The sequence below is a fragment of the Moraxella boevrei DSM 14165 genome (assembly GCF_000379845.1).
Classification (GTDB): domain Bacteria; phylum Pseudomonadota; class Gammaproteobacteria; order Pseudomonadales; family Moraxellaceae; genus Faucicola; species Faucicola boevrei.
Genome location: NZ_KB903782.1, coordinates 13,491 through 36,131, shown reverse-complemented (window position 1 = coordinate 36,131; position 22,641 = coordinate 13,491). Strand labels below are relative to the sequence as shown.

At 41.2% G+C, this 22,641-nt stretch carries 20 protein-coding genes and 2 pseudogenes; 16 read left to right on the top strand and 6 right to left on the bottom strand.

Going from position 1 to position 22,641, the window contains the following annotated elements:
* Nucleotides 1–88 precede the first annotated feature (88 nt).
* Nucleotides 89–1,438, bottom strand: a complete 1,350-nt coding sequence (locus A3G3_RS0105775; RefSeq protein WP_019519595.1) for a S1C family serine protease — start codon at nt 1,436–1,438, stop codon at nt 89–91.
* 281 nt (nt 1,439–1,719) lie between these two features.
* Here A3G3_RS0105775 and A3G3_RS0105770 point away from each other — a divergent pair, with 281 nt between their 5' ends.
* The 7 genes and pseudogenes from A3G3_RS0105770 to rraA all read left to right on the top strand — a co-directional run bounded on the left by A3G3_RS0105770 (nt 1,720) and on the right by rraA (nt 7,311).
* Nucleotides 1,720–2,898, top strand: coding sequence for an acetate/propionate family kinase (locus A3G3_RS0105770; RefSeq protein ID WP_019519594.1), 1,179 nt, complete (start codon nt 1,720–1,722; stop codon nt 2,896–2,898).
* Nucleotides 2,899–3,301: 403 nt separating this feature from the next.
* Nucleotides 3,302–4,363 (top strand): annotated as a pseudogene (pta, locus tag A3G3_RS0105765) (phosphate acetyltransferase); the annotation flags it as partial.
* 24 nt (nt 4,364–4,387) lie between these two features.
* Nucleotides 4,388–4,513: a hypothetical protein gene (locus tag A3G3_RS14825; protein WP_019519592.1), complete on the top strand. Its 126-nt coding sequence runs from the start codon at nt 4,388–4,390 to the stop codon at nt 4,511–4,513.
* A gap of 24 nt (nt 4,514–4,537) precedes the next feature.
* Nucleotides 4,538–5,323, top strand: coding sequence for an NYN domain-containing protein (locus A3G3_RS0105755; RefSeq protein WP_040631359.1), 786 nt, complete (start codon nt 4,538–4,540; stop codon nt 5,321–5,323).
* 55 nt (nt 5,324–5,378) lie between these two features.
* On the top strand, nt 5,379–5,762 hold the full coding sequence (gene rsfS, locus A3G3_RS0105750; protein ID WP_019519590.1) for a ribosome silencing factor: 384 nt from the start codon (nt 5,379–5,381) through the stop codon (nt 5,760–5,762).
* Between the two features lie 254 nt (nt 5,763–6,016).
* Complete coding sequence (locus tag A3G3_RS0105745; RefSeq protein WP_019519589.1) at nt 6,017–6,730, top strand: NAD-dependent epimerase/dehydratase family protein; 714 nt, start codon at nt 6,017–6,019, stop codon at nt 6,728–6,730.
* A 71-nt stretch (nt 6,731–6,801) separates the two neighbouring features.
* Complete coding sequence (rraA, locus tag A3G3_RS0105740) at nt 6,802–7,311, top strand: ribonuclease E activity regulator RraA (RefSeq protein ID WP_019519588.1); 510 nt, start codon at nt 6,802–6,804, stop codon at nt 7,309–7,311.
* A gap of 25 nt (nt 7,312–7,336) precedes the next feature.
* On the opposite strand, the gene A3G3_RS0105735 is transcribed toward rraA, so the two are convergent.
* The 3 genes from A3G3_RS0105735 to pepN all read right to left on the bottom strand — a co-directional run bounded on the left by A3G3_RS0105735 (nt 7,337) and on the right by pepN (nt 11,844).
* Nucleotides 7,337–8,020, bottom strand: a complete 684-nt coding sequence (locus A3G3_RS0105735; protein ID WP_019519587.1) for a YdcF family protein — start codon at nt 8,018–8,020, stop codon at nt 7,337–7,339.
* Complete coding sequence (murB, locus tag A3G3_RS0105730; protein ID WP_019519586.1) at nt 7,995–9,089, bottom strand: UDP-N-acetylmuramate dehydrogenase; 1,095 nt, start codon at nt 9,087–9,089, stop codon at nt 7,995–7,997. Before murB ends, A3G3_RS0105735 begins: the two co-directional genes overlap by 26 nt.
* A gap of 169 nt (nt 9,090–9,258) precedes the next feature.
* A complete protein-coding gene (gene pepN / locus A3G3_RS0105725) occupies nt 9,259–11,844 on the bottom strand; it encodes an aminopeptidase N (RefSeq protein WP_019519585.1) in 2,586 nt (861 codons plus the stop codon).
* Between the two features lie 137 nt (nt 11,845–11,981).
* Between pepN and dcd the strand changes: the two genes are divergently transcribed.
* From dcd to A3G3_RS0105695, 6 genes and pseudogenes are all read left to right on the top strand, one after another.
* The gene (gene dcd / locus A3G3_RS0105720; RefSeq protein WP_026212874.1) at nt 11,982–12,557 is read left to right on the top strand and encodes a dCTP deaminase; all 576 of its coding nucleotides are present in this window, start codon (nt 11,982–11,984) and stop codon (nt 12,555–12,557) included.
* A gap of 155 nt (nt 12,558–12,712) precedes the next feature.
* Entirely contained in the window at nt 12,713–13,768 is a 1,056-nt protein-coding gene (locus A3G3_RS0105715; protein WP_019519583.1) for an esterase/lipase family protein, read from the top strand.
* Nucleotides 13,769–13,776: 8 nt separating this feature from the next.
* Nucleotides 13,777–14,880 carry a lipase secretion chaperone gene (locus A3G3_RS13245; RefSeq protein WP_019519582.1) on the top strand — a complete coding sequence of 368 codons (1,104 nt, stop codon included), beginning with the start codon at nt 13,777–13,779 and terminating at the stop codon, nt 14,878–14,880.
* 166 nt (nt 14,881–15,046) lie between these two features.
* Nucleotides 15,047–15,601: a carboxymuconolactone decarboxylase family protein gene (locus tag A3G3_RS0105705; RefSeq protein WP_019519581.1), complete on the top strand. Its 555-nt coding sequence runs from the start codon at nt 15,047–15,049 to the stop codon at nt 15,599–15,601.
* 175 nt (nt 15,602–15,776) lie between these two features.
* Nucleotides 15,777–15,947, top strand: a pseudogene (locus A3G3_RS14970) (Rpn family recombination-promoting nuclease/putative transposase); the annotation flags it as partial.
* 79 nt (nt 15,948–16,026) lie between these two features.
* Nucleotides 16,027–17,730, top strand: coding sequence for a YhjD/YihY/BrkB family envelope integrity protein (locus A3G3_RS0105695; RefSeq protein WP_019519579.1), 1,704 nt, complete (start codon nt 16,027–16,029; stop codon nt 17,728–17,730).
* A gap of 80 nt (nt 17,731–17,810) precedes the next feature.
* Here the strand turns inward: A3G3_RS0105695 and accC are convergent, their stop codons facing one another.
* Both accC and accB read right to left on the bottom strand, forming a co-directional pair.
* Nucleotides 17,811–19,160, bottom strand: coding sequence for an acetyl-CoA carboxylase biotin carboxylase subunit (gene accC / locus A3G3_RS0105690; protein WP_019519578.1), 1,350 nt, complete (start codon nt 19,158–19,160; stop codon nt 17,811–17,813).
* Nucleotides 19,161–19,221: 61 nt separating this feature from the next.
* Nucleotides 19,222–19,635, bottom strand: coding sequence for an acetyl-CoA carboxylase biotin carboxyl carrier protein (gene accB / locus A3G3_RS0105685; RefSeq protein WP_019519577.1), 414 nt, complete (start codon nt 19,633–19,635; stop codon nt 19,222–19,224).
* A gap of 314 nt (nt 19,636–19,949) precedes the next feature.
* On the opposite strand from accB, the gene A3G3_RS0105675 reads away from it, so the two are divergent.
* From A3G3_RS0105675 to A3G3_RS0105665, 3 genes are all read left to right on the top strand, one after another.
* Complete coding sequence (locus A3G3_RS0105675; protein ID WP_019519575.1) at nt 19,950–20,768, top strand: transporter substrate-binding domain-containing protein; 819 nt, start codon at nt 19,950–19,952, stop codon at nt 20,766–20,768.
* A gap of 70 nt (nt 20,769–20,838) precedes the next feature.
* The gene (locus tag A3G3_RS0105670; protein ID WP_019519574.1) at nt 20,839–21,741 is read left to right on the top strand and encodes a transporter substrate-binding domain-containing protein; all 903 of its coding nucleotides are present in this window, start codon (nt 20,839–20,841) and stop codon (nt 21,739–21,741) included.
* 22 nt (nt 21,742–21,763) lie between these two features.
* A complete protein-coding gene (locus tag A3G3_RS0105665) occupies nt 21,764–22,636 on the top strand; it encodes an ABC transporter substrate-binding protein (protein WP_019519573.1) in 873 nt (290 codons plus the stop codon).
* The last annotated feature ends 5 nt before the right edge of the window (nt 22,637–22,641 follow it).

Sequence of the window (22,641 nt, the reverse complement as noted above, 5' to 3'; positions counted from 1 at the left end):
GTTTAATCATAATCAACAAAAAAGGCATATTTTCGGATATGCCTTTTTCTTTGTTTAAATCATGGTGGGGTTAAATTTATTTAACCAATTATTGTCTTCCATTTCTAAATAATTCTAACAGTTCAGCTGGGATTTCATGTTCTTTGGCGTCTTGTTCGGCAAATGGATCAACCGATTGGCGTTGTTGTTGATTTTGCGAATTTTGATTTTGTTGTTGTTGGAATTGTTGCACATTATTTTGGGCTTCTCGTTCGCCAAGCGTTACCACGATATCTTGTTGCTCATTGCCACGTTTGACCGTCATCGTGACTTGGCTAGCGGGTGATTTTCTCGCTACCATTTGGATTAACGCATTGGCATCGCTGACGGCTTTTTTATCCATTGCCAAAATAATATCACCACGTTGCAACCCTGCTTTGCCAGCAGGACTGTCAGGCACCACGCTCATCACCATAACACCTGACGTATCGTCAAGGTTGGTTGGGTTTTTTTCACGCCCTTGTAATTCAATACCAAGCCAGCCACGGCGGACTTTGCCATCTTTGATAAGGCTATTCATGACGTGCGACACGATTTCGGTCGGAATGGCAAAACCAATCCCCATAGAACCGCCCGAACGAGAAAAAATCGCCGTGTTAATCCCAACCAACTGCCCATACGCATCTACCAACGCACCGCCAGAATTACCAGGATTAATCGCCGCATCGGTTTGGATAAAATCTTCTACCGTATTGATGCCAAGCCCTGTGCGACCTGTTGCTGAGATAATCCCTTGGGTGACGGTTTGCCCCACGCCAAAAGGATTCCCAATCGCCAACACCACATCACCGACTTCAGTGGCTTTTTCTTTAAAACCAAGCGGTTTTAGCCCTGTTAAACTGACTTTAATGACGGCTAAATCACTCTCTGGGTCGCTTCCCACCAAAGTCGCACTGGCTTTACGTCCATCACTTAGCATTACCACGATATTGTCCGCTTTGGCAATCACATGGGCGTTGGTGACGATATAGCCGTCTGGTGAAACAATCACTCCTGAGCCAAGATTGGTGCTTTCTGAGTCTTGGGGCATGCCGTGAAACTCGTAAAACCGTCGTAATACAGGGTCGTTCATGTACGGATTATCCACTTTTTGTGTGGTATAAATATTCACTACTGACTGTGAAGCGGTCGCCACTGCATTGTGATAGCTAGCAACAGGGGCGTTTTTATCATTATTGACCGTTTGGCTTGGCACAGGTTCGGCTTTCGGTGGTTGCCAATTTGTCGTATTGGTTACGGCAGGCGTGTTATTGTTAAAAGACATTTTACCATGGATTAATAAATAAAATCCTGCTAACATGAGTAACAACAATAACACCCACGGTAAAAATAATAAAAATTTACTTGGTTGTTGATAGGAGGGCGGTAAGTTTTGGTTTTCCTGTGTTGGCTTGTTCATATTTTATGGCTCAGATTTATTTTGTAAAAAATGAATGGTTAAAGATACGCTAAAATTTTGGCTATTTTAACACCAAAATATTTTTGTTTTTTAACATTTTTTTCATAAAAATGTATCCAACTTAACCTAAATGTTAAGCAAAATGCTTGGTATTTTTCATGTCAGGTTGACTGCTTAAATTTTTTAGCAAAATGAATGTCTAAACACCCCATATTTAATAAAAATATGCTATAATCGGTGTTTTTTTAACCCTTTTTTCACTAAAATTAGAAGGAAAGCCAATGCAAAATCCTATCTTAGTTTTGAACTGCGGTTCATCATCATTAAAATACGCCTTAATCTCTGAAAACGCTGAAAACCGTATTGAGGGCTTGGCAGAGGCGTTGGGCAACGCTGATGCACGTATCAAGCACAAAGATATTGATGGCAACAAAACCGAAATCCAAATCGGTGGTGGTGCTCACGCTGAAGCGCTAAAAATCATTTTGGGCGAGCTTATCAAAGACTACAAACCCGTGGCGGTCGGTCATCGTGTTGTGCATGGTGGTGAGCAGTTTAAAACCGCAACAATCATTACGCCTGAAGTGCTTGCGACCATTGAAGAGCTGTCCTATTTAGCACCACTACATAACCCTGCCAATGTGGAAGGGATTAAAGCGATTAGCAGTATCTATCCAGAACTTGCCCAGGTCGCGATTTTTGACACCGCTTTTCACCAAACCATGCCTGCCCATGCTTACCGCTATGCTGTGCCAAAAGAGCTATACACCGAGCATCACATTCGCCGTTATGGTTTCCACGGTTCGTCGCACGCCTATGTGTCAAACCGTGCGAGTGAATTAACACAAAAAGATGGTAAACACGGTTGGATTGTTGCTCACCTTGGCAATGGCTGTTCAGCCAGTGCAGTGTATGACGGCAAAAGCCTTGATACGTCAATGGGCGTAACGCCGTTAGAGGGTCTTATGATGGGTACTCGCAGTGGCGATGTGGACCCAAGTCTGCATGCTCTACTTAACCGCATTGCAGGTATGTCAGTCACTGATGTGGATACTATGCTAAACAAAAAGAGTGGTCTACTTGGTGTATCAGGCATTTCAAACGATATGCGTTTGCTTGAAGATGCTGAAAAAGACGGCAACGAGGACGCTATCTTAGCCCTTGATATGTTCGCTTACCGTGTCGCCAAATACATTCTAGCGTATACTGCTGCCTTGCCAGAGGTCACAGGCGTGGCATTCACAGGTGGTGTGGGTGAGAATGGGGCAGATATGCGTGCCAAAATCGTTGAAAAATTAAAACATTTAGGGGCAAAATTTGATGCTGATAAAAACCAAGCATTATTCCGTGGTGCAGAAGGCTCATTCCACACCGCCGATTCTAGCATTGAATTATGGGTAATCCCAACCGATGAAGAACACCAAATCGCCACCGAAACCAAGGCAATTTTGGGTTTGTGATTTTTAAAAATTTATAAATTATAGGGTGGGTTTTACTCACCTTGTCAAGAATTTAAAAGGTAATATTATGACCACAATTTTATTAGTTCCTGTAAGTCACAATGCCGACCTTGATGGTGCGATTGCTAAAACAGGCAAAACTGCTTTTTCACCATTTGACGTGATTGGTCAAAACGCATTTGAAACCGCTTTGGCAAATGGTAAATTTGATGATTTATTAGAAGTGATTTACGAAAAAGCCCAGAACTCTGACGATGTGAAAGTTGTCAAAGGTGTGGCTTTAACACACGGTTATGCAAGCTCTGTAAACGAGCAAATCGCCAATGCTCTCGATGCTGATGTGATTTTGGTTGGTTCTGACAATGATGAGGCATTATTTGCCATCGCCAAACAAGTCCATGGCGAGCGTGTCATTGGTCAAGTTACCTCAAATGATGAGGTCGCAAGCCTAATCAAGTCAAGCGGTCGTCCAAGCCGTCTGTCACCCTCAGCGTTTCGAAATGCCTTGGTTAAAAAAGCCCAATCAGCCAAAAAACGCATTGTCCTACCTGAAGGTGCTGAGCCACGCACGGTAGAAGCAGCGATTAACTGCCAAACCCGTGGTATTGCCCACTGTGTGCTATTAGCCACCAAAGATGAAGTACAAGCAGTAGCAGATGCTAAGGGGTTAATCATTCCTGCCGACTTAGAAATCATCGACCCAGCTACCATTATCGAACAATATGTTGCCCCAATGGTTGAACGCCGTAAAGGCAAAATTGACGAAGCTAAAGCCCGTGAAGAGCTAAAAGACACGGTCGTACTTGGCACGATGATGTTATACATGGGGGATGTGGACGGCTTGGTGTCGGGTGCGGTGCATACGACTGCCAACACCATTCGCCCTGCGTTTCAGCTGATTAAAACTGCACCACAATACAGCCTAGTCTCATCAATTTTCTTTATGTTACTCCCTGAGCAAGTGGTTGTGTATGGCGACTGTGCGGTCAATCCGAACCCAACTGCTGAACAACTCGCCGAAATCGCTATCCAATCAGCCCAATCTGCCAAAGCGTTTGGCATTGAGCCAAAAGTTGCCATGATTAGCTACTCAACGATTGACTCAGGTGCGGGTCCTGATGTAGATTTAGTGGTGGAAGCGACCAAATTAGTGCATGAAAAAGCCCCAGAATTGGCAGTTGATGGGCCACTACAATATGATGCAGCGGTGGTGGCAAGCGTAGCCAAATCAAAAGCCCCAAATTCACCTGTGGCTGGTCAAGCCAACGTGTTTATATTTCCAAGCTTGTCGGTGGGTAATGCCCTGTATAAGGCGGTTCAGCGTAACGCTAACGTCCTATCGGTCGGTCCTATGCTCCAAGGCTTAAATAAACCTGTTAATGATTTGTCTCGTGGTTGTTTGGTTGATGACATTATTTATACCATTGCTCTAACTGCCGTGCAAGCGATGAGTGATGACATTTAATTTGTAGTTAACTTTTGGTGAAGTTTGCCAAAAATCCCTAAACCACAAAACGACTCACTGGTTTGGGGATTTTTTATTGTGTTGATTAGTGTATTGATAATGATTGAAAAAACTTCTGAAAATGATGAATTTGTGTTAAACTATGCCTAATTTTTAGGCTTTATATTGTTTGCCATGCCACAAGAAATCCGACTTGCCGTGCTAATTGATGCGGATAATGCATCAGTTAACCACCTTGATAAACTGTTGTCCGAAATTGCCACACTTGGCAAGGCAAGCGTTCGCCGTGCCTATGGTGATTGGACTCGCCCACAGCTCAACAGTTGGAAAAACGTGCTACTATCACATTCCATTCAGCCCATTCAGCAGTTTAGCTACACCACGGGTAAAAACGCCACGGATGCTAGCCTGATTATTGACGCGATGGATTTGTTATACACTGAGCGGTTTGAAGGTTTTTGTTTGGTGTCATCCGACAGTGATTTTACTCGTTTGGCACAACGTATTCGTGAGCAAGGGTTATTGGTTTATGGCTTTGGACGTAGCAACACGCCAAAACCATTTGTCCAAGCCTGCGACCGTTTTACTTATTTAGAGTTTTTTGACGATGAAAAACGCCCAACCGTGGACTTTTACGACTCGGCGGATATGTTATTTTCCATTGACCGCAACCAAATGAAACCTGTGGACGTGGCGATTACGCTCGTGCGAGTGGCGATTGCAAATATGGCAAACGACCAAGGCTGGGCAAATATTGCCCCTGTCAAAAATTATATTCTCAAAGTTGAGCCTGATTTTGACGCACGTCTGTTTAATTTTGATAAATTTAGCGACTTTTTGCGAGCGTATCCCCGGTATTTTGAGTTACAAGAACGTTTTCCCAATGATAAAAATCACAAAGTCGTTTTTGTGCGAAACCGTAATTTGGCAGAGGTGCCATCTGATACCAATCAAGACTAATTTTTTTTAATACTTTCTAAAAATACGTATTAGATTTTCAAAAATAGGAACAAACATGAGTTTAACATTATCCCCACAACGTCCTGTATTTACCGATGATCAATTAGCACAATGTTTAGCAGTGGTTAATAGTGCTTTAGAAGACTTAAAAGCCAAAAATATTACTGTGCTTGATGTAGCAGAATTGACCGATGTTATGGAGCGTATCGTGATTGCCGAAGGTACGTCAAACCGTCATCTAAAAGCGGTGGTGGACAACGTGGCATTTGAAGCCAAACAAGCAGGTTTCGCACCGATTGGCACAGAAGGACAAGGGACGTCTGATTGGGTGTTGATCGACTTAGGAGCGGTTGTAGTACACGTTATGATGCCACAGGCTCGTGAGTTCTATAATCTTGAAGGACTGTGGGGTGCAGAACGTGAGAATGCCAATCTCTAAAATTTGTGTTTTATTTTTGCTAAAAGTTACCTTTATCAACAGTTGCCATTGTCAAGAGCCGTTTCTTTAAACGGTTTTTTATGCTTTTAACGGTGGTTTTTGCCAAAATTTCTAAAAAATTTTTAACAATTTTTTGCCGAAATTGTGATAAAAAATAGGTGAAAATTTTAAAAAATTATGCTTTAATAAAATGCTAATAGTTTTGGTAACAAGCAAAAAAAATTTGTCAAAATATTATCAGTAAAAGGAAAATTATGCAACGTACCGCCGTGATTATTGGGGCAACTGGGTTGGTTGGGCAGGCGTTATTGCTTCAATTGGCCAGTCTTTATCAACATGTCATCATTATCGCTCGCAGTCAGCCAAAAGGTTTGAGCGAGAATATGCACTTTTATCAATTAAAAGATTTTAATCAATTAGAAAATTTTATCAAAAGTTTGAATTTTTCTGAACCTGTGGATGCGTTTAGCTGTTTGGGAACGACCAAAAAACAGGCAGGTAGTGAACAAATGTTTTATCAAATTGATTTTGGTTTTAATTACGCTTTTGCCCGAACCTGTAAAGATAAAGGTGTAGAACGCTTTTTTCTGCTTTCAGCCATGGGTGCGGATAAAAATAGCCGTTTTTTTTACAACCGTGTCAAAGGCGAGTTAGAACAGGCGGTACTAGCGTTAGATTTTGTGCAGTTGGGGATTTTTCGTCCGTCATTATTGCTTGGCAAACATGACAATCGGCGGTTGGAAAACCTTGCTCAGACTGCTTTTGGTGTGTTAAAACCGATTATTCCCAAAAAACTACCCCTCCGTCCGATTGAAGCAGAACGGGTGGCAATGGCAATGGCGTTGACTGCCAATAATTGGCATATTGCCAATGTGTACCGCAAAAATAGTCAACAATGTTTGGCTAGTCATCAACATCAAATTTTTAGCAATGCTGAAATGTTGGCAATGACCCGTTTTCCCGATTAATTTTTTTAATGGATTTTATCAAAAATTTTAATAATTTTTTATAACATTTTTTATCATACAAGGGGTAAACGATGAAAACTCAAATAGTGAGCAATTTTGTCACTTGCGATTTATTGGACGACAACCCAAATTGTCAAGTGTGTAGCCCAAATATGGAAGGCAAACGCTTTTTTGGTTACGGCGGTTTGTCCAGTTTTGGCGGTGAAGTTGTTACCATAAAATGTTTTGAGGATAACAGCCGGGTAAAAGAAACCCTTGCCACCGCAGGGAACGGCAAAGTGTTGGTGATGGACGGTGGGGCGTCGATGCGGTGTGCATTGCTTGGCGATATGATTGCCAAAAGTGCGGTGGATAAGGGCTGGGCAGGCGTGGTGGTGTACGGCTGTGTGCGAGATGTGGACGAAATGGCAAAAATGTCGCTCGGTGTGCAAGCCTTGGGTAGTATTCCTAGAAAATCTAACCGTCAAGGTGTGGGTGAAGTGGGGGTAACTTTACAATTTGGGGGCATGACGATTGAGCAAGGGCAGTTTATTTATGCGGATAATAATGGGATTATTGTGAGTGATAAACCGTTGATTTAAAATTGATTTAACAAATGTTTGATTATTATCTAACCGATTTGCAGTCCACTTGTGGATAAAACAAATCTCGGACAAATGCCAGTAATTCATAACTGGCACGCCGAGAGTGTTTCAGATTTTGCCCAAGCCGATGCCAGTCGGTAGGTTCGCTTAGCTCGGCAATATGCGGTGTGGTGCTGATGCCATATAGGGAGAACTGACGGCGTGAGCGGTTCATGTGATAGGCGTCCGTTACCAAAATTACGCTGTTGACGTTGACGGTTTCGGCGGTAAATTTGGCGTTTTCACAGGTGTTAAAGCTGTTTTTTTCGGGAATAACCCACCAAATATTTTGGCTTTGTAGCCATGCCATCATCCAAGGCGCTTCTTTGCCGCTTACGACAATGGGTAGGGGTTGCTGTTGATAAATTTGCACCGCAGTTTTTAGGCGTTGTTCGGTGTATTGGTTGATGACGTTATTATTTTGACGGTCATTGGTTAAGCCACCACCGAGTACCACGATTGCGGTAGTTGGTTGTGTCGGCTCGGCATTGTCAGGTAGTGAAATTTGATTGAGTAAATATAGTACCGCTTTGGAATATAACGGCGTAAACACGCTTAGCACAAGGCTTACGCCAATCACGACCGATACGGTAAATAACGCCCCCAAAGTTTCTACTAACGCATTTAAGGCATCAATGACTTTAATGAGTTTGGCGGACTGTGCCATCACTTTGTATCCAAACAGGTTCGGGTTCAAGCCGAATGCCAAACTTTTCTGCAACTGTATCTTGAATTAACTGCATGGCTTTTACCACATCGCTTTGTGTGGCTTGTTGTGGTGCGTGGTTGGTGAGTACAAGGGCTTGATTGACATGGGTTACAATTGGAAAAACCCCTTTACCTTTTAAACCTGCTTCATCAATCAGCCAACCTGATGCCAATTTGGTTAATTCAGGCTGTACGACATCGTGGATTTTAACAGGATATTCCACCAATGCAGGGTAAGTTTCTCGCAGTTTATCAGCAATCGCTTTGTCAATAATCGGATTTTTAAAAAAACTGCCACAATTTGCTAAGACTTTAGTATCAGGAATTTTGCTTTCACGGATTTGGATAATGGCGTGCATGACGTCCGTTGGTGTTGGCATTGCTCGGTTGGCATTTTTGGCAAACTCTTGTGCTACTAATGCCACATCACCGTATTGGGTGTTGACCGTTGGGTCTTTGAGTAGTTTAAACGTGACGCTAACAATCAACCAATCGCCTGCTTCACGTTTAAAAATACTATCTCGGTAGCCAAATTCACATTCGGCTTTGCTCAAGGTTTTAAAGCTTAAGGTTGGAATATGAAAGGCGGTTACCGAGCGGATAAGGTCTTCTACTTGTACACCATACGCACCGATATTTTGTACAGGACACGCCCCAACCCAGCTTGGAATAAGTGCCAAATTTTGTAGTCCGTACCAGCCTTTTGCCACTGTATCTACTACCAAATCATGCCAAACTTCCCCTGCCATGACTTCTAAATGCACGCATTTTTCACATTCATGCACCACGCTTTTGCCTTTTAACGTTGGCGAAATCACGGTCGCATCAAGCGTGCTTGGCAACAAAATATTACTGCCATTAGAGATGACGATAAAGCGTTGATTTTGTTGGGTTAATCGTTGAAATAATGGCAAAATTTCATCAAGCTGTTGCAAACAAACCAACTCACGAGCCTGACACGCCAACGCCATAGTATTTAAATGGCTAATATCGGTAGGGTAGGTCGTAGCAGTATTTTGGGTTGACATGGGAAACTCTTTTTTTGTTTTTAATTTTTGGTAATACAATTGATTATTAATCGCTTTTAGAAAGAAAGATAGCTAAATAGTGTAACATTTTTTGCCAAAATTTACCACCAATCGGCAATTTTGGCTTTGGATATTTTGTCAAGACGGTTTGCAAAAATTTTAATAAAAATTAATTGTCATTTAATATATTTTGCAAAGTTTCGGTAACATTTTTGGATTGAATGTCGTTTTGACGCTTGGCTAAAATTTGTTTGATGTCAGATTTTAACGGTTCAATCAAAGTGTTATAGTTAGACAAACCTTGTAGCAAACGAGATGCCAATAGCGGATTGCGTTTGTCCAAACTCACGATTAAATCCATAAATTTCTCAATGCTTGTCGTTTGCCAAAGTTTGGTTGGTTGTGACAACAAGCCACCAATCACTGCTCGCACACGGTTTGGCGTGTTGATGTCAAAGTCCGGATGTTCAAGTAAGGCAAAAATCTGTGCTACGCTAGTTTTTTCGCTGTTGGATTGCACGCTAAACCATAAATCCATTGCCAATTCATCGTTGCCAAAACGTTGGTAAAAGTCCGTAAGCAAGGCATCTTTTTCAGGCAAATCATGGTTTAACACCGCCACCAATCCACCCAATCGCTCGGTCATACAGTTGGCGTGATGATATTGATTGACCGCCCATTGTTTGGCATCTGCAAGGTTGGTATACAACGCCATATCTAGTACGATGTTTCGCCATGCACGTTCGCCCATGGCTTCGGCTGTGTCTTGATACGCCTTGATTGGGACGTTTTGGTAGGCTTGTTGCCAAAAATCGGCAAGTTTGGTTGCAATGGTTTGGATAACGTTATCACGGCGGTATTTTACCGTTGAAGGGTCATAATCTTGGCTAATTGTACTGCCTAATTCTCGCTCGGCAGGAATGTCTAGCAGTCGGCTGGCAAGCATCAAATCCTGCTGACTTGGATCGTTGTTATTGGTAATTTTTGGTAAACATTGTTGTAAGGATTGAAAATAAATTTCACTATCATCAAAATTGGCTAAAACCCGATTAACCAAGGTTTGCGAGGCTTGCCAACGGTTAAAGCCATTGGTTTCATACTGCATCAGAAACGCCAAATCCACATTACTTTGTTCAAATTGTAAATTAACAGGGGCAGAAAAATCTCGCAATAACGAAATCACAGGCTCAAAGTTAATATTGTCAAAGTTAAAGGTTTGTTCAAAAGTATTTAGCAATAACAAGTCTTCAAGTACCAATTCGCCTGTTGCACGGTTAAAAATTGCCATTTTAACAGGAATTGGCAAAGGTTTTGGCGTTGGATAATTGGTAACTTTGCGAATGCTTTGTGATAAAGTAATACTTAACATTTGTCCGTTTTTGTGAAAACGACCCGATAAAGTAGGGGTTGCAGGTTGCGTGTACCAGTCCAAAAATGGGGTAACGTCCGTGCCTGCCACGCTCAAGGCAGCTAGCAAATCTTCTACCGTAACCGCTTGACCGTCATAACGGCGAAAATATTCGTCCGTGCCTTGGCGGAATTTTTCCTTGCCAAGCGTATTGGCAATCATCCGTACGATTTCTGCCCCTTTTTCATAAACGGTTGCGGTGTAAAAATTGTTAATTTCGACAAAATGGTCTGGGCGTGGTGGATGGGCGAGTGGTCCAGCATCTTCTGGGAATTGGTGGGCTTTTAACACCGCCACATCGTCAATACGTTGCACGGCAGGCGAGTGCAATGTTGCCGAAAATGACTGGTCTCGGAACACAGTAAAGCCTTCTTTTAAACACAGCTGAAACCAATCTCGGCAAGTGATGCGGTTGCCTGTCCAGTTGTGAAAATATTCGTGTGCGATGACGGCTTTTACGGTAAAATTGCGTCTATCCGTGGTGGTTTCTGGGCTTGACAGTACGCAGGATGTATTAAAAATATTCAAGCCTTTATTTTCCATTGCCCCCATGTTAAACTGGCTTACCGCCACAATCATATAACGGTCAAGGTCGTACGCACGTCCATACTCATCTTCGTCCCATTTCATCGCATCTTTTAACGCTTGCATACCGACATGGCATTGGGCGATATTTTGCGGTTTGGCGTACACTTCTAGTAACACTTCACGCCCTTCAATCGTGGTATAATGGTCGGTCAACACCGCCAAATCTGCCACCACACAAGCGAACAAATAACTTGGTTTTTTGGTGGGGTCTTCCCAAATCGCATAATGACGGTTATCAGGCAAATCGCCTGTTTCCACCAAGTTGCCATTGGCGAGTAAAGTCGGAAATTTTTTATCCGCTTCAAGGCGAGTGCGGTAAGTCGTGAGCACGTCTGGACGGTCTGGAAAATAGGTAATCTTGCGAAAACCTTCAGGCTCGCATTGGGTAACAAACATCCGCTCATCGCCTTCGCCTGCACCGTATAAACCTTCCAAGCTTGTGTTGATTTCTGGGTGGATTTTGACTTGACTGCTGATGGTAAAATTATCACCAAATTGGGCGGTATTTTTAAGCAATAATTGCTCATTATCAAGTTCATAATCTTGATTAGTCAAATTTTGTCCATTAATTTGTAATGCCAATAATTCAAGCTCACGCCCAAATAACACCAAATCGCCCTCATCTTGGCGACTGACGTTTAACGTGCTATTTACCAAAGTTTTATCGTCAAATACTTGGATAGTCAAGTCAATTTGATTGATGATAAAATTTGGGCGTTGGTAATCTTTTAGGTAAATTTTTTGTGGTTGTTGATTCATGGTTTTTCCATTGGTTTTGTTGGTTAATTTGTTGGCTAAAAAGTGAAAAATAGCGATATTGTAGCATAATTTTGGCAAACTGTGTTAAAATAGCCGATTTGATAAATCACTTTTGCAATAAAATAAAGAGGCATGTCATGTCAATCAAATCTGACCGCTGGATAAGAAAAATGGCAACCGAATACGGTATGATTGAGCCATTTGAACCCAGTCAAGTGCGTTTTAACGAAAACGGACAAAAGTTGGTAAGTTATGGTACATCAAGCTATGGCTACGATGTACGCTGTGCCAGAGAGTTTAAAGTGTTTACCAATGTGCATTCAGCGATTGTGGACCCAAAAAACTTTGACGAAAAAAGTTTTATTGATATTGTCGGCGATGAGTGTATCATTCCGCCAAACTCGTTTGCATTGGCTCGTACGGTAGAATATTTTCGCATTCCACGAGATGTTTTGACGATTTGTTTGGGCAAATCCACCTACGCACGTTGTGGCATTATTGTCAATGTCACACCGCTTGAGCCAGAGTGGGAAGGTCATGTAACGTTGGAATTTAGCAATACCACCAATCTGCCTGCTCGGATTTATGCAGGTGAAGGCGTGGCACAGATGCTGTTTTTCCAAAGCGATGCCGATGATGTTTGCGAAACATCTTACAAAGACCGTGGTGGTAAATATCAAGGGCAAACAGGCGTTACCTTGCCAAGGGCTTAACTAAATATTAGCGATTTAAAATCATCTTTTATTTGACTAATGTTTGTATAAAATATTGTTTTTTTTGTTGCAAATTTTAAATAGCTTATTTATACTAATAAATATTAGCTAAACTCACACTTCTATGGATTTTTGATCATTATAGGAAGCTTCTCATGAAACAGATTACCCCAAAAGCAAAATACCTTACTATGTTTACATTGGCTGTGGCAGGTTTAATGAGCAATTCATTAAGCCATGCAGGTACTTATTATAACTGTGCCAATGCCACAGGCTGTATCCCAGTCAGCGATTTAAAAACCATTTCTAACTATAGCGAAACAAAATATCCGATTGTTCTGGCACATGGTTTGGGTGGTTGGACACGTTTATTTGGTTTGGTGGATTATTTTAATGGTATTCCGCAAGATTTGGCAAAAAACGGGGCAACAGTCTTTGCAACTAAGACATCGGCTATCAATGACACAGAGTTACGTGGCGAGCAGTTACTGCAACAAGTCAAAACCATATCGGCGATTACAGGTAGTCCAAAAGTAAACTTGATTGGACATAGTCATGGGGGGATCGATATCCGTTATGTTGCCGCAGTCGCTCCTGAATATGTTGCTAGTGTTACGGCTGTTTCTAGCCCAGAGCAAGGCTCTAAAATGGCGGACTGGGTTATCAAAATGGTTACTGAGGGTAGTAAAAAAGAAGGTTATGGTGATAACGAATTTAATCAAAGCTCAAAAATTGCCATGCGGTTTTTTGAATTTATCGGTAAAACGATGGATTTTGGTTCTGGAATTGGTGTTGATAAGTTACAAGCCCAAGACGGTTGGTCTGCAGTTAACGCTTTAAGCTCCAACTATGCCATAAAATTTAATCAAAAATATCCCAATGCAATGCCAAGTTTTTATTGTGGTTATCCTACTAAAACAGAGGTTAATGGGGTAAAATATTATTCTTTTAGTGGGGTTGGTACAATGACAAGCGTGATTGACCCTAGTGATGCCATGTTAGCATTAACATCATTACCATTTAAGCAAGATGCCAATGATGGACTTGTGTCAAAATGCTCAAGCCGTCTTGGGCAAGTTATCCGTGATGATTATAAAATGAACCATTTGGACTCGGTGAATCAGCTCTTTGGTTTGACCAGTATTTTAGAAAATAATCCTGTGTCTATTTATCGCAAGCATGTCAATCTATTAAAAAATGAAGGATTATAGATAAATTTATGAAAAAAACCAAAAGTAGCAAAGTATGGCTGATGATTGCCTGTGGTGTCTTTGTGGTGATGATACTATGCTTTATACTTTGGTTAAAACCCTCAAAACCCTTAACAGTAGATAACAACCAATCCGTCGTTAGGGCGAGTGATAACGCTATACCACCCAATCATTCACAAACGACGGCCACAGGGACACAGCCCATAGACACCCTACCAAAAACTGACCAAAAAACAACCAAAAGCTCTTTGGATGGTACACAAGTAGATGGTGAAATCATCATTGATGAACATAAAAGCCTTGTGGTGACCTACGGTCTAAGACGATTGTTTGATTATTTTTTAACCACACAAGGTGAATTGTCGCTTGAACAAATTCATAGCAAGGTTACAAAATACATTGAATCGCACACACCAGAACCTGCCAGTAGTCAGGCAATTAAAATATATTATCAATATGTTGATTATTTACAACAAATCGCTGATTTTGAAAAAAATATTGCCAGCCTTCAATTAAATCAAATACAAGAAGGCAAGATAGATTTGTCTATTGTTGAGCAACGACAACGTCAAGCCTATGCCATCCGCCAAAAAATTTTTGACAAGCTAACTCAGCAAGCATTTTTTTCGCAAGAAGACAATCTAAACAATTATAATATGGCGGTGATAAAAACAAATCAGAACAATCATCTAACCCCAAGTGAACGCCAAAAAACGTTAAATGAGCTAAGACAGCAATATTTACAAAATGTCGCAGATGACAATGAGCAGTTACAACAAAGGCTTAATAATCAGCAAAATATTAATGAACTTATCGCAGAAACCGAGCGTCTAAAGCAACAAGGTGCGACAGCAGAACAAATCAGAGCGTTACGTAGAAAATATGTGAGCGAAGATGCAGTGAGTCGCTTGGACGAAATGGATCGGCAGGAAAATGACTTTTTGGCAAGAATTCAAGCGTTTGAACAACAAAAACAACAAATTGTAACACAATATGGTGATACGGCTCAATCAAAAATGATGATAGATGAATTAAAGCAAGCACAATTTAGCCAGACTGAGCAGTTACGAGTAGACGTATTCACAAAAAATAAAACCTCATTGAGTTATTAAGGATAGGTTTTCAAGTTTTAATTGACCCAGTGTAAATAGTTAATTTAGGATTTGGGTTAGAAAAAGTTGTTTTATCTCAAAAAATACTTGTAAAAATAACATAAATCCTTATATTAAGTGTTATATTTTATTTGACCGTTCATTTTAGTAAAAAAAAGGAAAAAATATGGCACGTTTAGCCGTTAATACCGTTGAAACCGCCCCTGAAAAAGCCAAAGAGCGTGTTGAAGCGGTACAAAAAGCCAATGGTTTTATCCCAAATTTGATTGGGGTATTGGCAAATTCACCCCAAGCCCTTGAAATGTATCAAGAAGTCGGCAAAATGAATAGCCGTAATAGCTTGACCCCAGAAGAAATTGAAGTCGTGCAAATCACTGCCGCCGCTCATAATGGCTGTGATTTCTGCGTGGCAGGTCATACCAAAGTTGGCACAAAATTAAAAATGCCTGAAAACGTGCTAAATGCGTTGCGTGAGCGTACTAGCATTGATGACAACGCCAAATATCAAGCATTAGCACAATTTACCATGCAGTTGATTGACAAACGTGGTCAAGTCAGCGATGATGAATTGCAGGCGGTGAAAGATGCAGGTTATAGCGACCAAAATATCCTTGATGTGGTGATGGGCGTGGCGCTGGCGACTTTGTGTAACTACGTAAATAATGTGGCAAAAACTGATATTAATCCAGAATTACAACTATTTGCCCCAAAAAAGGCTTAATATTTTAAAACTTTATCTAATGAGGCAATGTAATAAATCCGTCAAATTTGGCGGATTTTTTTTGTTTAAAAATGGTTAGTGAAAATTGCCTACATTGCAAAAATGTTGGTTTTGTTTTATCATACGCCCACACACTTTTATCACCGTTAAACCCTATGCAAAACCAAACCTTAGCGAAAGCGAATTAACCACCCATCTTAATACATGGTTGTTTTATAGCAAAAACCTAAAGGATTTACAGATGATACCACAAGTTTTTCAAGGTAATGGAGTCTTTAAACAAGCCTTTAAAACCGCCCACATCGCCAAGATGAACCGTGAAGAACGGCAAAGTTATGAGTATAGTAACTAATACGGTGACTGAATTATTAATAAACTTAATAAACTAATATTTATTTTTAATAAAAGTAAATTGATAGGACTTTATGAACGAGCTATTAATTAAAATTAAAAAATTACCCATCATGCAACACACTTGGGTGCAGTTTTTGATTTATTTAGTCAAAAACTTTTTGGCGGATAATTGCACGCAAAAATCCGCATCGCTCACTTACACGACATTGTTGTCTATCGTGCCTGTGCTGACTTTGGTATTGGTCGTGCTGTCGTCTGTACCACAATTGGCAGGGGCGAGAGAGAGCATTCAAGCGATGATTTATGATAATCTGTTGCCGTCATCAGGCTTTCAAGTTACCCAGTATTTTAATGATTTTGCGGATAAATCATCTAATTTGACCATTGTCGGTTTGGGGGCGTTGTTTGTTACCACGATTATGACGCTCATTACCATTGAAACGGCGTTTAACGAAATCTGGAAAGTGGAAAAAAAAGAAACCACGCTGGTGAGTTTGTTACGTTATTGGGCGATTATTACCCTTGCACCGTTGGTGTTAGGCACGGCGTTTATCGTGTCAAGTACCGTACAAAGTTTGAGTTTTTTAAACCAAAAAATTGGCGGTTACGGTATTAACTGGGCGGTGTGGATACAGCTTGCGTCCATTGGTGTGATGACGCTCGGTTTTGTGTTGATGTATTGGTTTATCCCACGTTGCCAAGTGCGATTTAAATTTGCGTTGATTGCAGGTGTGATTACAGGTACTATTTTTGAGTTGTTAAAGCAAACGTTTGGCTTTGTGGTGGAAAATTTTACCAGTTATGAAAAAGTTTACGGTGCGTTTGCGGTGTTGCCTGTGTTTTTATTATGGGTGTATTTGTCATGGAATATTATTTTGCTTGGCGTGCAAATTAGTTATTGTTTGACAATTTTTAGCACCAAAGAAGTCAATCCACGCCATGCGTTATTTAGCATTATGGATATGTTAAACGTGCTGTATCGTGAGCATAAACTTGGCAATGCGGTAAACGAAGCGGGTTTGCGAGATGTGCTAGGTCGCCAAGAAATGCCTCATTGGTATCGGTATGTCAGTTTTTTGGAAGACAACAATTTGATTACCATGTCGGAAAATGATGAATATATTTTAAAACGTTCGCTCAATGATTACACGTTTTGGGATTTTTACAAAAACCTGCCTTATCCATTGCCCCATTCGCAAGATTTGGCAAAACTCAAAACCCACGCACCGTGGGCGACTGAGTGGATCGAAACGCTTGCGGCGAGTGAAGCCATGTTAAAACAACAATTTTCCATACCTATGTCGGCAATTTTTGACAATATGCCCCCACGCAAAATGCCTAATCCCGAAGACGTCAGCCATGCCGATAATGCAGGCGAAATTGAAAATGAATATATGGCAAACCGTGAAAAAACAGGGCTATCAGGCGGTCAAGTTAGCGATGTGAATAACGATGATAAACGCATTAAACAAACAGACAAAGAACGTTTGTTAAATGGTGAAATGCCAAAACCGACTGAAGATAGAGTGAATAATCAAACCCTTGAAAACCAACGCCCGATCAAAGACACCACGGGTGTTACAGGCAAAATTCGCCGTATGCAACAACAATTTAGCAAAAATATCTTAGCCGATGATTTGTCTAAATCAGCATTGTTAACTACCGCAAGCAAACTGCCAATTATCGGTAAATTGGCAAAACGTTATCAAAAGTTTAAGCGAAAAACGCCAAAAGATATGACCATTATTACGGATGCGGATAAACCTGATATATAAAATATTTACCAAAATTTGAAAAGATTGTATAAAAAGGTGGATTTTGTTTAAGTCCACTTTTTCATTTGCATCTAGTCAGTTTATTTATCAACTTTTTTTAATAAATGATTTTCCAAATAGTGAATATTTTGAGCTTGTTCACAAAACGCTTTATCTTGTAAAATCACGTCACGGTGTAACGGCACATTGGTTTTAATGCCTGTAACAATTAGTTCATCAAGGGCTTGATGTAGTTTGGCAATCGCTTGTCCACGGGTTTGAGCGTGGCAAATTAATTTACCAATTAACGAATCGTAAAAGGTCGGAATGGCGTAACTTGGGTATAAATGCGAGTCAAAACGCACGCCACAGCCATTTGGGGCAAATAAATGCGTGACTGTACCGGGCGATGGCATAAATGTCATCGGGTCTTCGGCATTAATACGGCATTCGATAGCGTGTCCACGCACGTTGATTTCGTCTTGGTGGTAGGATAGTCCGTAGCCTGATGCGATTTTGAGTTGTTCCACCACGATGTCAATGCCGGTGATCATTTCGGTAACAGGGTGTTCCACTTGGACACGGGTGTTCATTTCAATGAAGAAAAACTGTTCATCTTCATACAAAAATTCAAACGTGCCTGCACCACGGTACTTGATTTGTTCACAGGCACGTACGCACGCTTGTAAAATTGGGGCTTTGATATCATCAGCGATATCAGGGGCAGGGGCTTCTTCCAGTACTTTTTGATGACGGCGTTGCAATGAACAATCTCGGTCAAATAAATGCAACGCATTGCCGTTGCCATCGCCTAATACTTGTACTTCCACATGGCGTGGGTTTTTTAGATAGCGTTCCATATACACACTATCGTCACCGAACCAGAGTTCCGCTTCTTGTTTTGCGGCTTGTACTTGGGGTAATAAATGCTCAATACGTTCTACCACTCGCATTCCACGTCCGCCACCGCCTGCTGCTGCTTTGATAAGTAAGGGAAAGCCGATAGTTTTGGCTTGGGCTTCTGCATTGGCAAGGGTAACGCTTCCCACCGAACCAGGGACGGTCGGTACACCTGCTTTTTTCATGGCATTAATTGCCGAAATTTTGTTGCCCATTAGGCGAATATGCTCGGCTTCTGGACCAACAAACGTCAGTCCGGCTTCTTCTACTCGTTCGGCAAATTCGGCATTTTCCGACAAAAATCCATAACCAGGATGAATGGCATCCGCCCCTGTAATCTCGGCAGCGGTCAAAATCGTATCAATATTTAAATAACTTTGATTGGCGTTGGGTTTGCCAATGCACACCGCCTCGTCGACAAAACGCAAGTGCATCAGATTTTCATCAGCAGTTGAATACACGCCAACGGTTTGAATACCAAGCTGTTTACAGGCTCGCACGATACGCAGGGCAATTTCACCACGGTTGGCAATCAAAAGTTTTTTTATCATCATTTTCCCTTAATGATTATTTTAATTAACATTAAAAATAAGTTAAAAAGCAAACAACGCTTTAGGCTTGGTATCGTACAATTGGTTGCCCAAACTGCACCACATCACCATTATTCACCAAAATTTCAGCGATAATGCCACTTTGTGTCGCTTCTAATGGGTTCATGATTTTCATCGCTTCCACAATACCGAGCGTGTCCCCCGCTTGGACTTGTTGTCCGACTTTGACAAATGGCGGGTCATTTGGGCTTGGGGCGACATAAAACACGCCAACCATTGGCGAGTCTTCGGTTGCTCCTTTTGGCGTGGCAGGTACAGGCGTAATCGGAGCGGTCGCAACTGGGGCAACATCAGGAGAGGTCGTGGTAAGATGACGTTTGATGACAACTCGTTTTTCGCCGTCTTGTACTTCTAAATCGGCAAGCGAGCGTTCTTCCATTAAATCAATCAGTTGTTTGATTTGGTTAATGTCCATGTATCACCTATACTTATGCTAAAATTTGCAAAAAATTGAAAAAATAACCGCTATTGTAACAAGATTTTTCAAAAATAAACAGTACTCTGCCTAAAAATATGTTTACATTTGTAAACTTAAATAATGATTTTTGCAAAAATTTTGTTATCCAAATGGATTATTTTAGCCTAATTAAAAAAAAATTATGTGTTATCGTGTAAAAAGTCATGTTTTTTGCTTGCATTTGTGTTATTTTATGTTAACTTTAAGCAACAAATAATGTTGTACCTTACTTTATTAAGTTTTTATGTTTATTTTTAGGAAAGGAATTTGTAATGCAAACTTTGAATATGACAAAACAATCATTGGTCTTGGCAGGTTTTTGTGCGAGCATCGGCTTAACTGCTTGCAATCAACAACCAACCGAAACAGCACGAAAAACCGAAGCCACCCCAGCGAGTAATACGGCACCGACCACCGCGGGTGGGCAAAAAATCCGTATCGCGACCGAGGGGGCATATCGTCCGTTTAATTTTACCAATACAGATGGTAGTCTTGGCGGTTATGACGTGGACGTGGCAAAAGCCGTATGTGCCGAGCTAAAAGCTGACTGTGAAATCGTGGCTCAAGACTGGGAAGGGATTTTACCAGGGCTACTTGCCAAAAAATATGACGTGGTAGCGTCAGGAATGTCAATCAGCCCTGAGCGTTCGGCACAGGTAGATTTTAGCACACCATATTTTAAAAATACCATGGTTTGGCTTGCCACCACGGACGGCAAATTTAATCCAAAAGTGGTAAAAGGCTATCAGCTTGGGGGACAACGCTCAACCACCCTTGCTCAATATTTGCAAGACACTTATGGTAAAGACAACGAAGTAAAACTGTATGACACCTATGATAACGCCTATATGGAAGTTAAAGCTGGGCGTGTTAATGCCGTCTTGTCGGAAAAGGTAACCGCAACCGAATGGCTCAAACAAAACGCCGAAGGCAAATTTGGCATTGTGGGCGATGAAATGGACAATGGCGACAACATTGCGATGGCAGTGCGTAAAGGTGATCCATTAAAAGGCGACATTGACAAAGCTCTAGCTACATTGCAACAAAATGGCACATTGGCGAATTTGCAAAAACAGCATTTTGGTCAATAATTTTTTTTTGTAAAAATTAATTTTTTAAAATAAATTGTTAAATAATATCAAACAAACATTGGATAAAATGATGAAAAAAAACTCTTTTGCTATAACCGCCTTAGCGATGCTTGTTGGTTTAACCGCTTGTAACCAAAAACCTGCTGAGCCTGCCAGCCAAAACACCAACCTAAGTACGGCAAATACTGATAATGCTGACTCGCCCCAAATCCGCATTGCCACCGAGTCAAGTTTTGTACCGTTTAGTTTTAAAGATGCAGATGGTAAACTAATCGGTTTTGAGGTTGATTTAGCCGATGCCTTGTGCCAAGAAGCCAACGTCAAATGTGACGTGATTTCCCAAGATTGGGACGGTTTAATCCCTGGTTTACAAGCCCAAAAATACCACGCTATCATGGCAGGAATGTCAGACAATGAAGAACGCCGTAAAGTTGTGGCATTTAGTGAGCCATACTTTATTAATAATTTAGTCATTATTGGTAAAAAAGGCGTGGACAAAGGGGCTGATGATTTGGCGGGTAAAAATGTTGCAGTACAACGTGCGACAACTGCCTTAGAATATTTGGAAAAACATTTTCCAAAAGCCGTTACAAAATCGTATGATACCCAAGAAAATGCCTATCTTGACCTAGAAGCCGGGCGTGCGGATTTGATGATTTCGGACTCTGCCCCTGCGTTGGCATGGCTAAAAACGCCAAAAGGTACGAATTATGAAGTGAAAGGCGAGCCGATTAATATTGATGATAAAATTGCGATTGCGTTTCGTCAAAATGACCCATTGATTGGCCAGTTTAATACCGCTTTGGCAACCTTAAAAGCCAACGGAACATATGACAAAATTAGCCAAAAATATTTTGCTGAGACGACGTTAAATAATATGGCAAGCACCGTTAGCCCAACTACCGCCACCGCTCAAGCAACAGGCAACGCTAGTCAAGTGGCGAGTGTGGCAGTTGCATCGGCAACCAACTAATTTTTTAAATAGGATAAAAATTATGTTTAAAAAATTGTTATTATCAGTTTTGGCAATTTCGGCATTTGGGTTAACCGCTTGCCAAAATTCCGAACAAAAACCTGCTGATGCCACTGCAAATTCAGCAACGGGCAAAACGCCAAGCGTGTTTCGTGTCGGTACAGAAGGGGCGTATAAACCGTTTAACTACAAAAATGAAAAAGGCGAATTGGTCGGTTTTGATGTAGATATTGCCAATGCGTTGTGCGAAGACATGAAAGTCAAATGCGAAATCGTGGCTCAAGATTGGGAAGGCAGTATCCCAAGCCTAAATGCCAATAAGTTTGATGCCTTGATTTCTGCGATGTCAATCACGCCAGAACGCCAAACCCAAGTGGACTTTACCGAGCCGTATTTTACCAATAGTTTGGTATTCGTGGCAAAAAAAGACAGCCCATTTGACCCAAGTCGTCCTGAACAAATTAACGGTCACACCGTATCGGCACAGCGTTCTACCATTTCATCACAGTGGCTAGAAAAAACCTACCCTGATGCCGAAGACAAGCTATATGACACGCTTGATAATGCGTTTTTGGATTTGGGGGCAGGGCGTGTAGAAGCGATGATTGCAGATAAAGCCCCTGCGTTAGTATGGTTAAATTCACCTGAAGGGGCAAATTTTAGCGTAAAAGGTCAAGAAATTGACATTCATGATAAATTGGCGATTGCGGTACGCAAAAACGATATTTGGTTAGCCAAAGTAAATACCTCGTTAAGCAATATTCGCCAAAATGGAACGTATGACAAAATCATGGCAAAACATTTTGGACAAGCAAGCATCAATAGCGTAACTGCAAGTACAACGGCATCAACTGTAACGGCATCTGCTTCGGTAACGGCAAGTGTTAGTCAATAATCAAG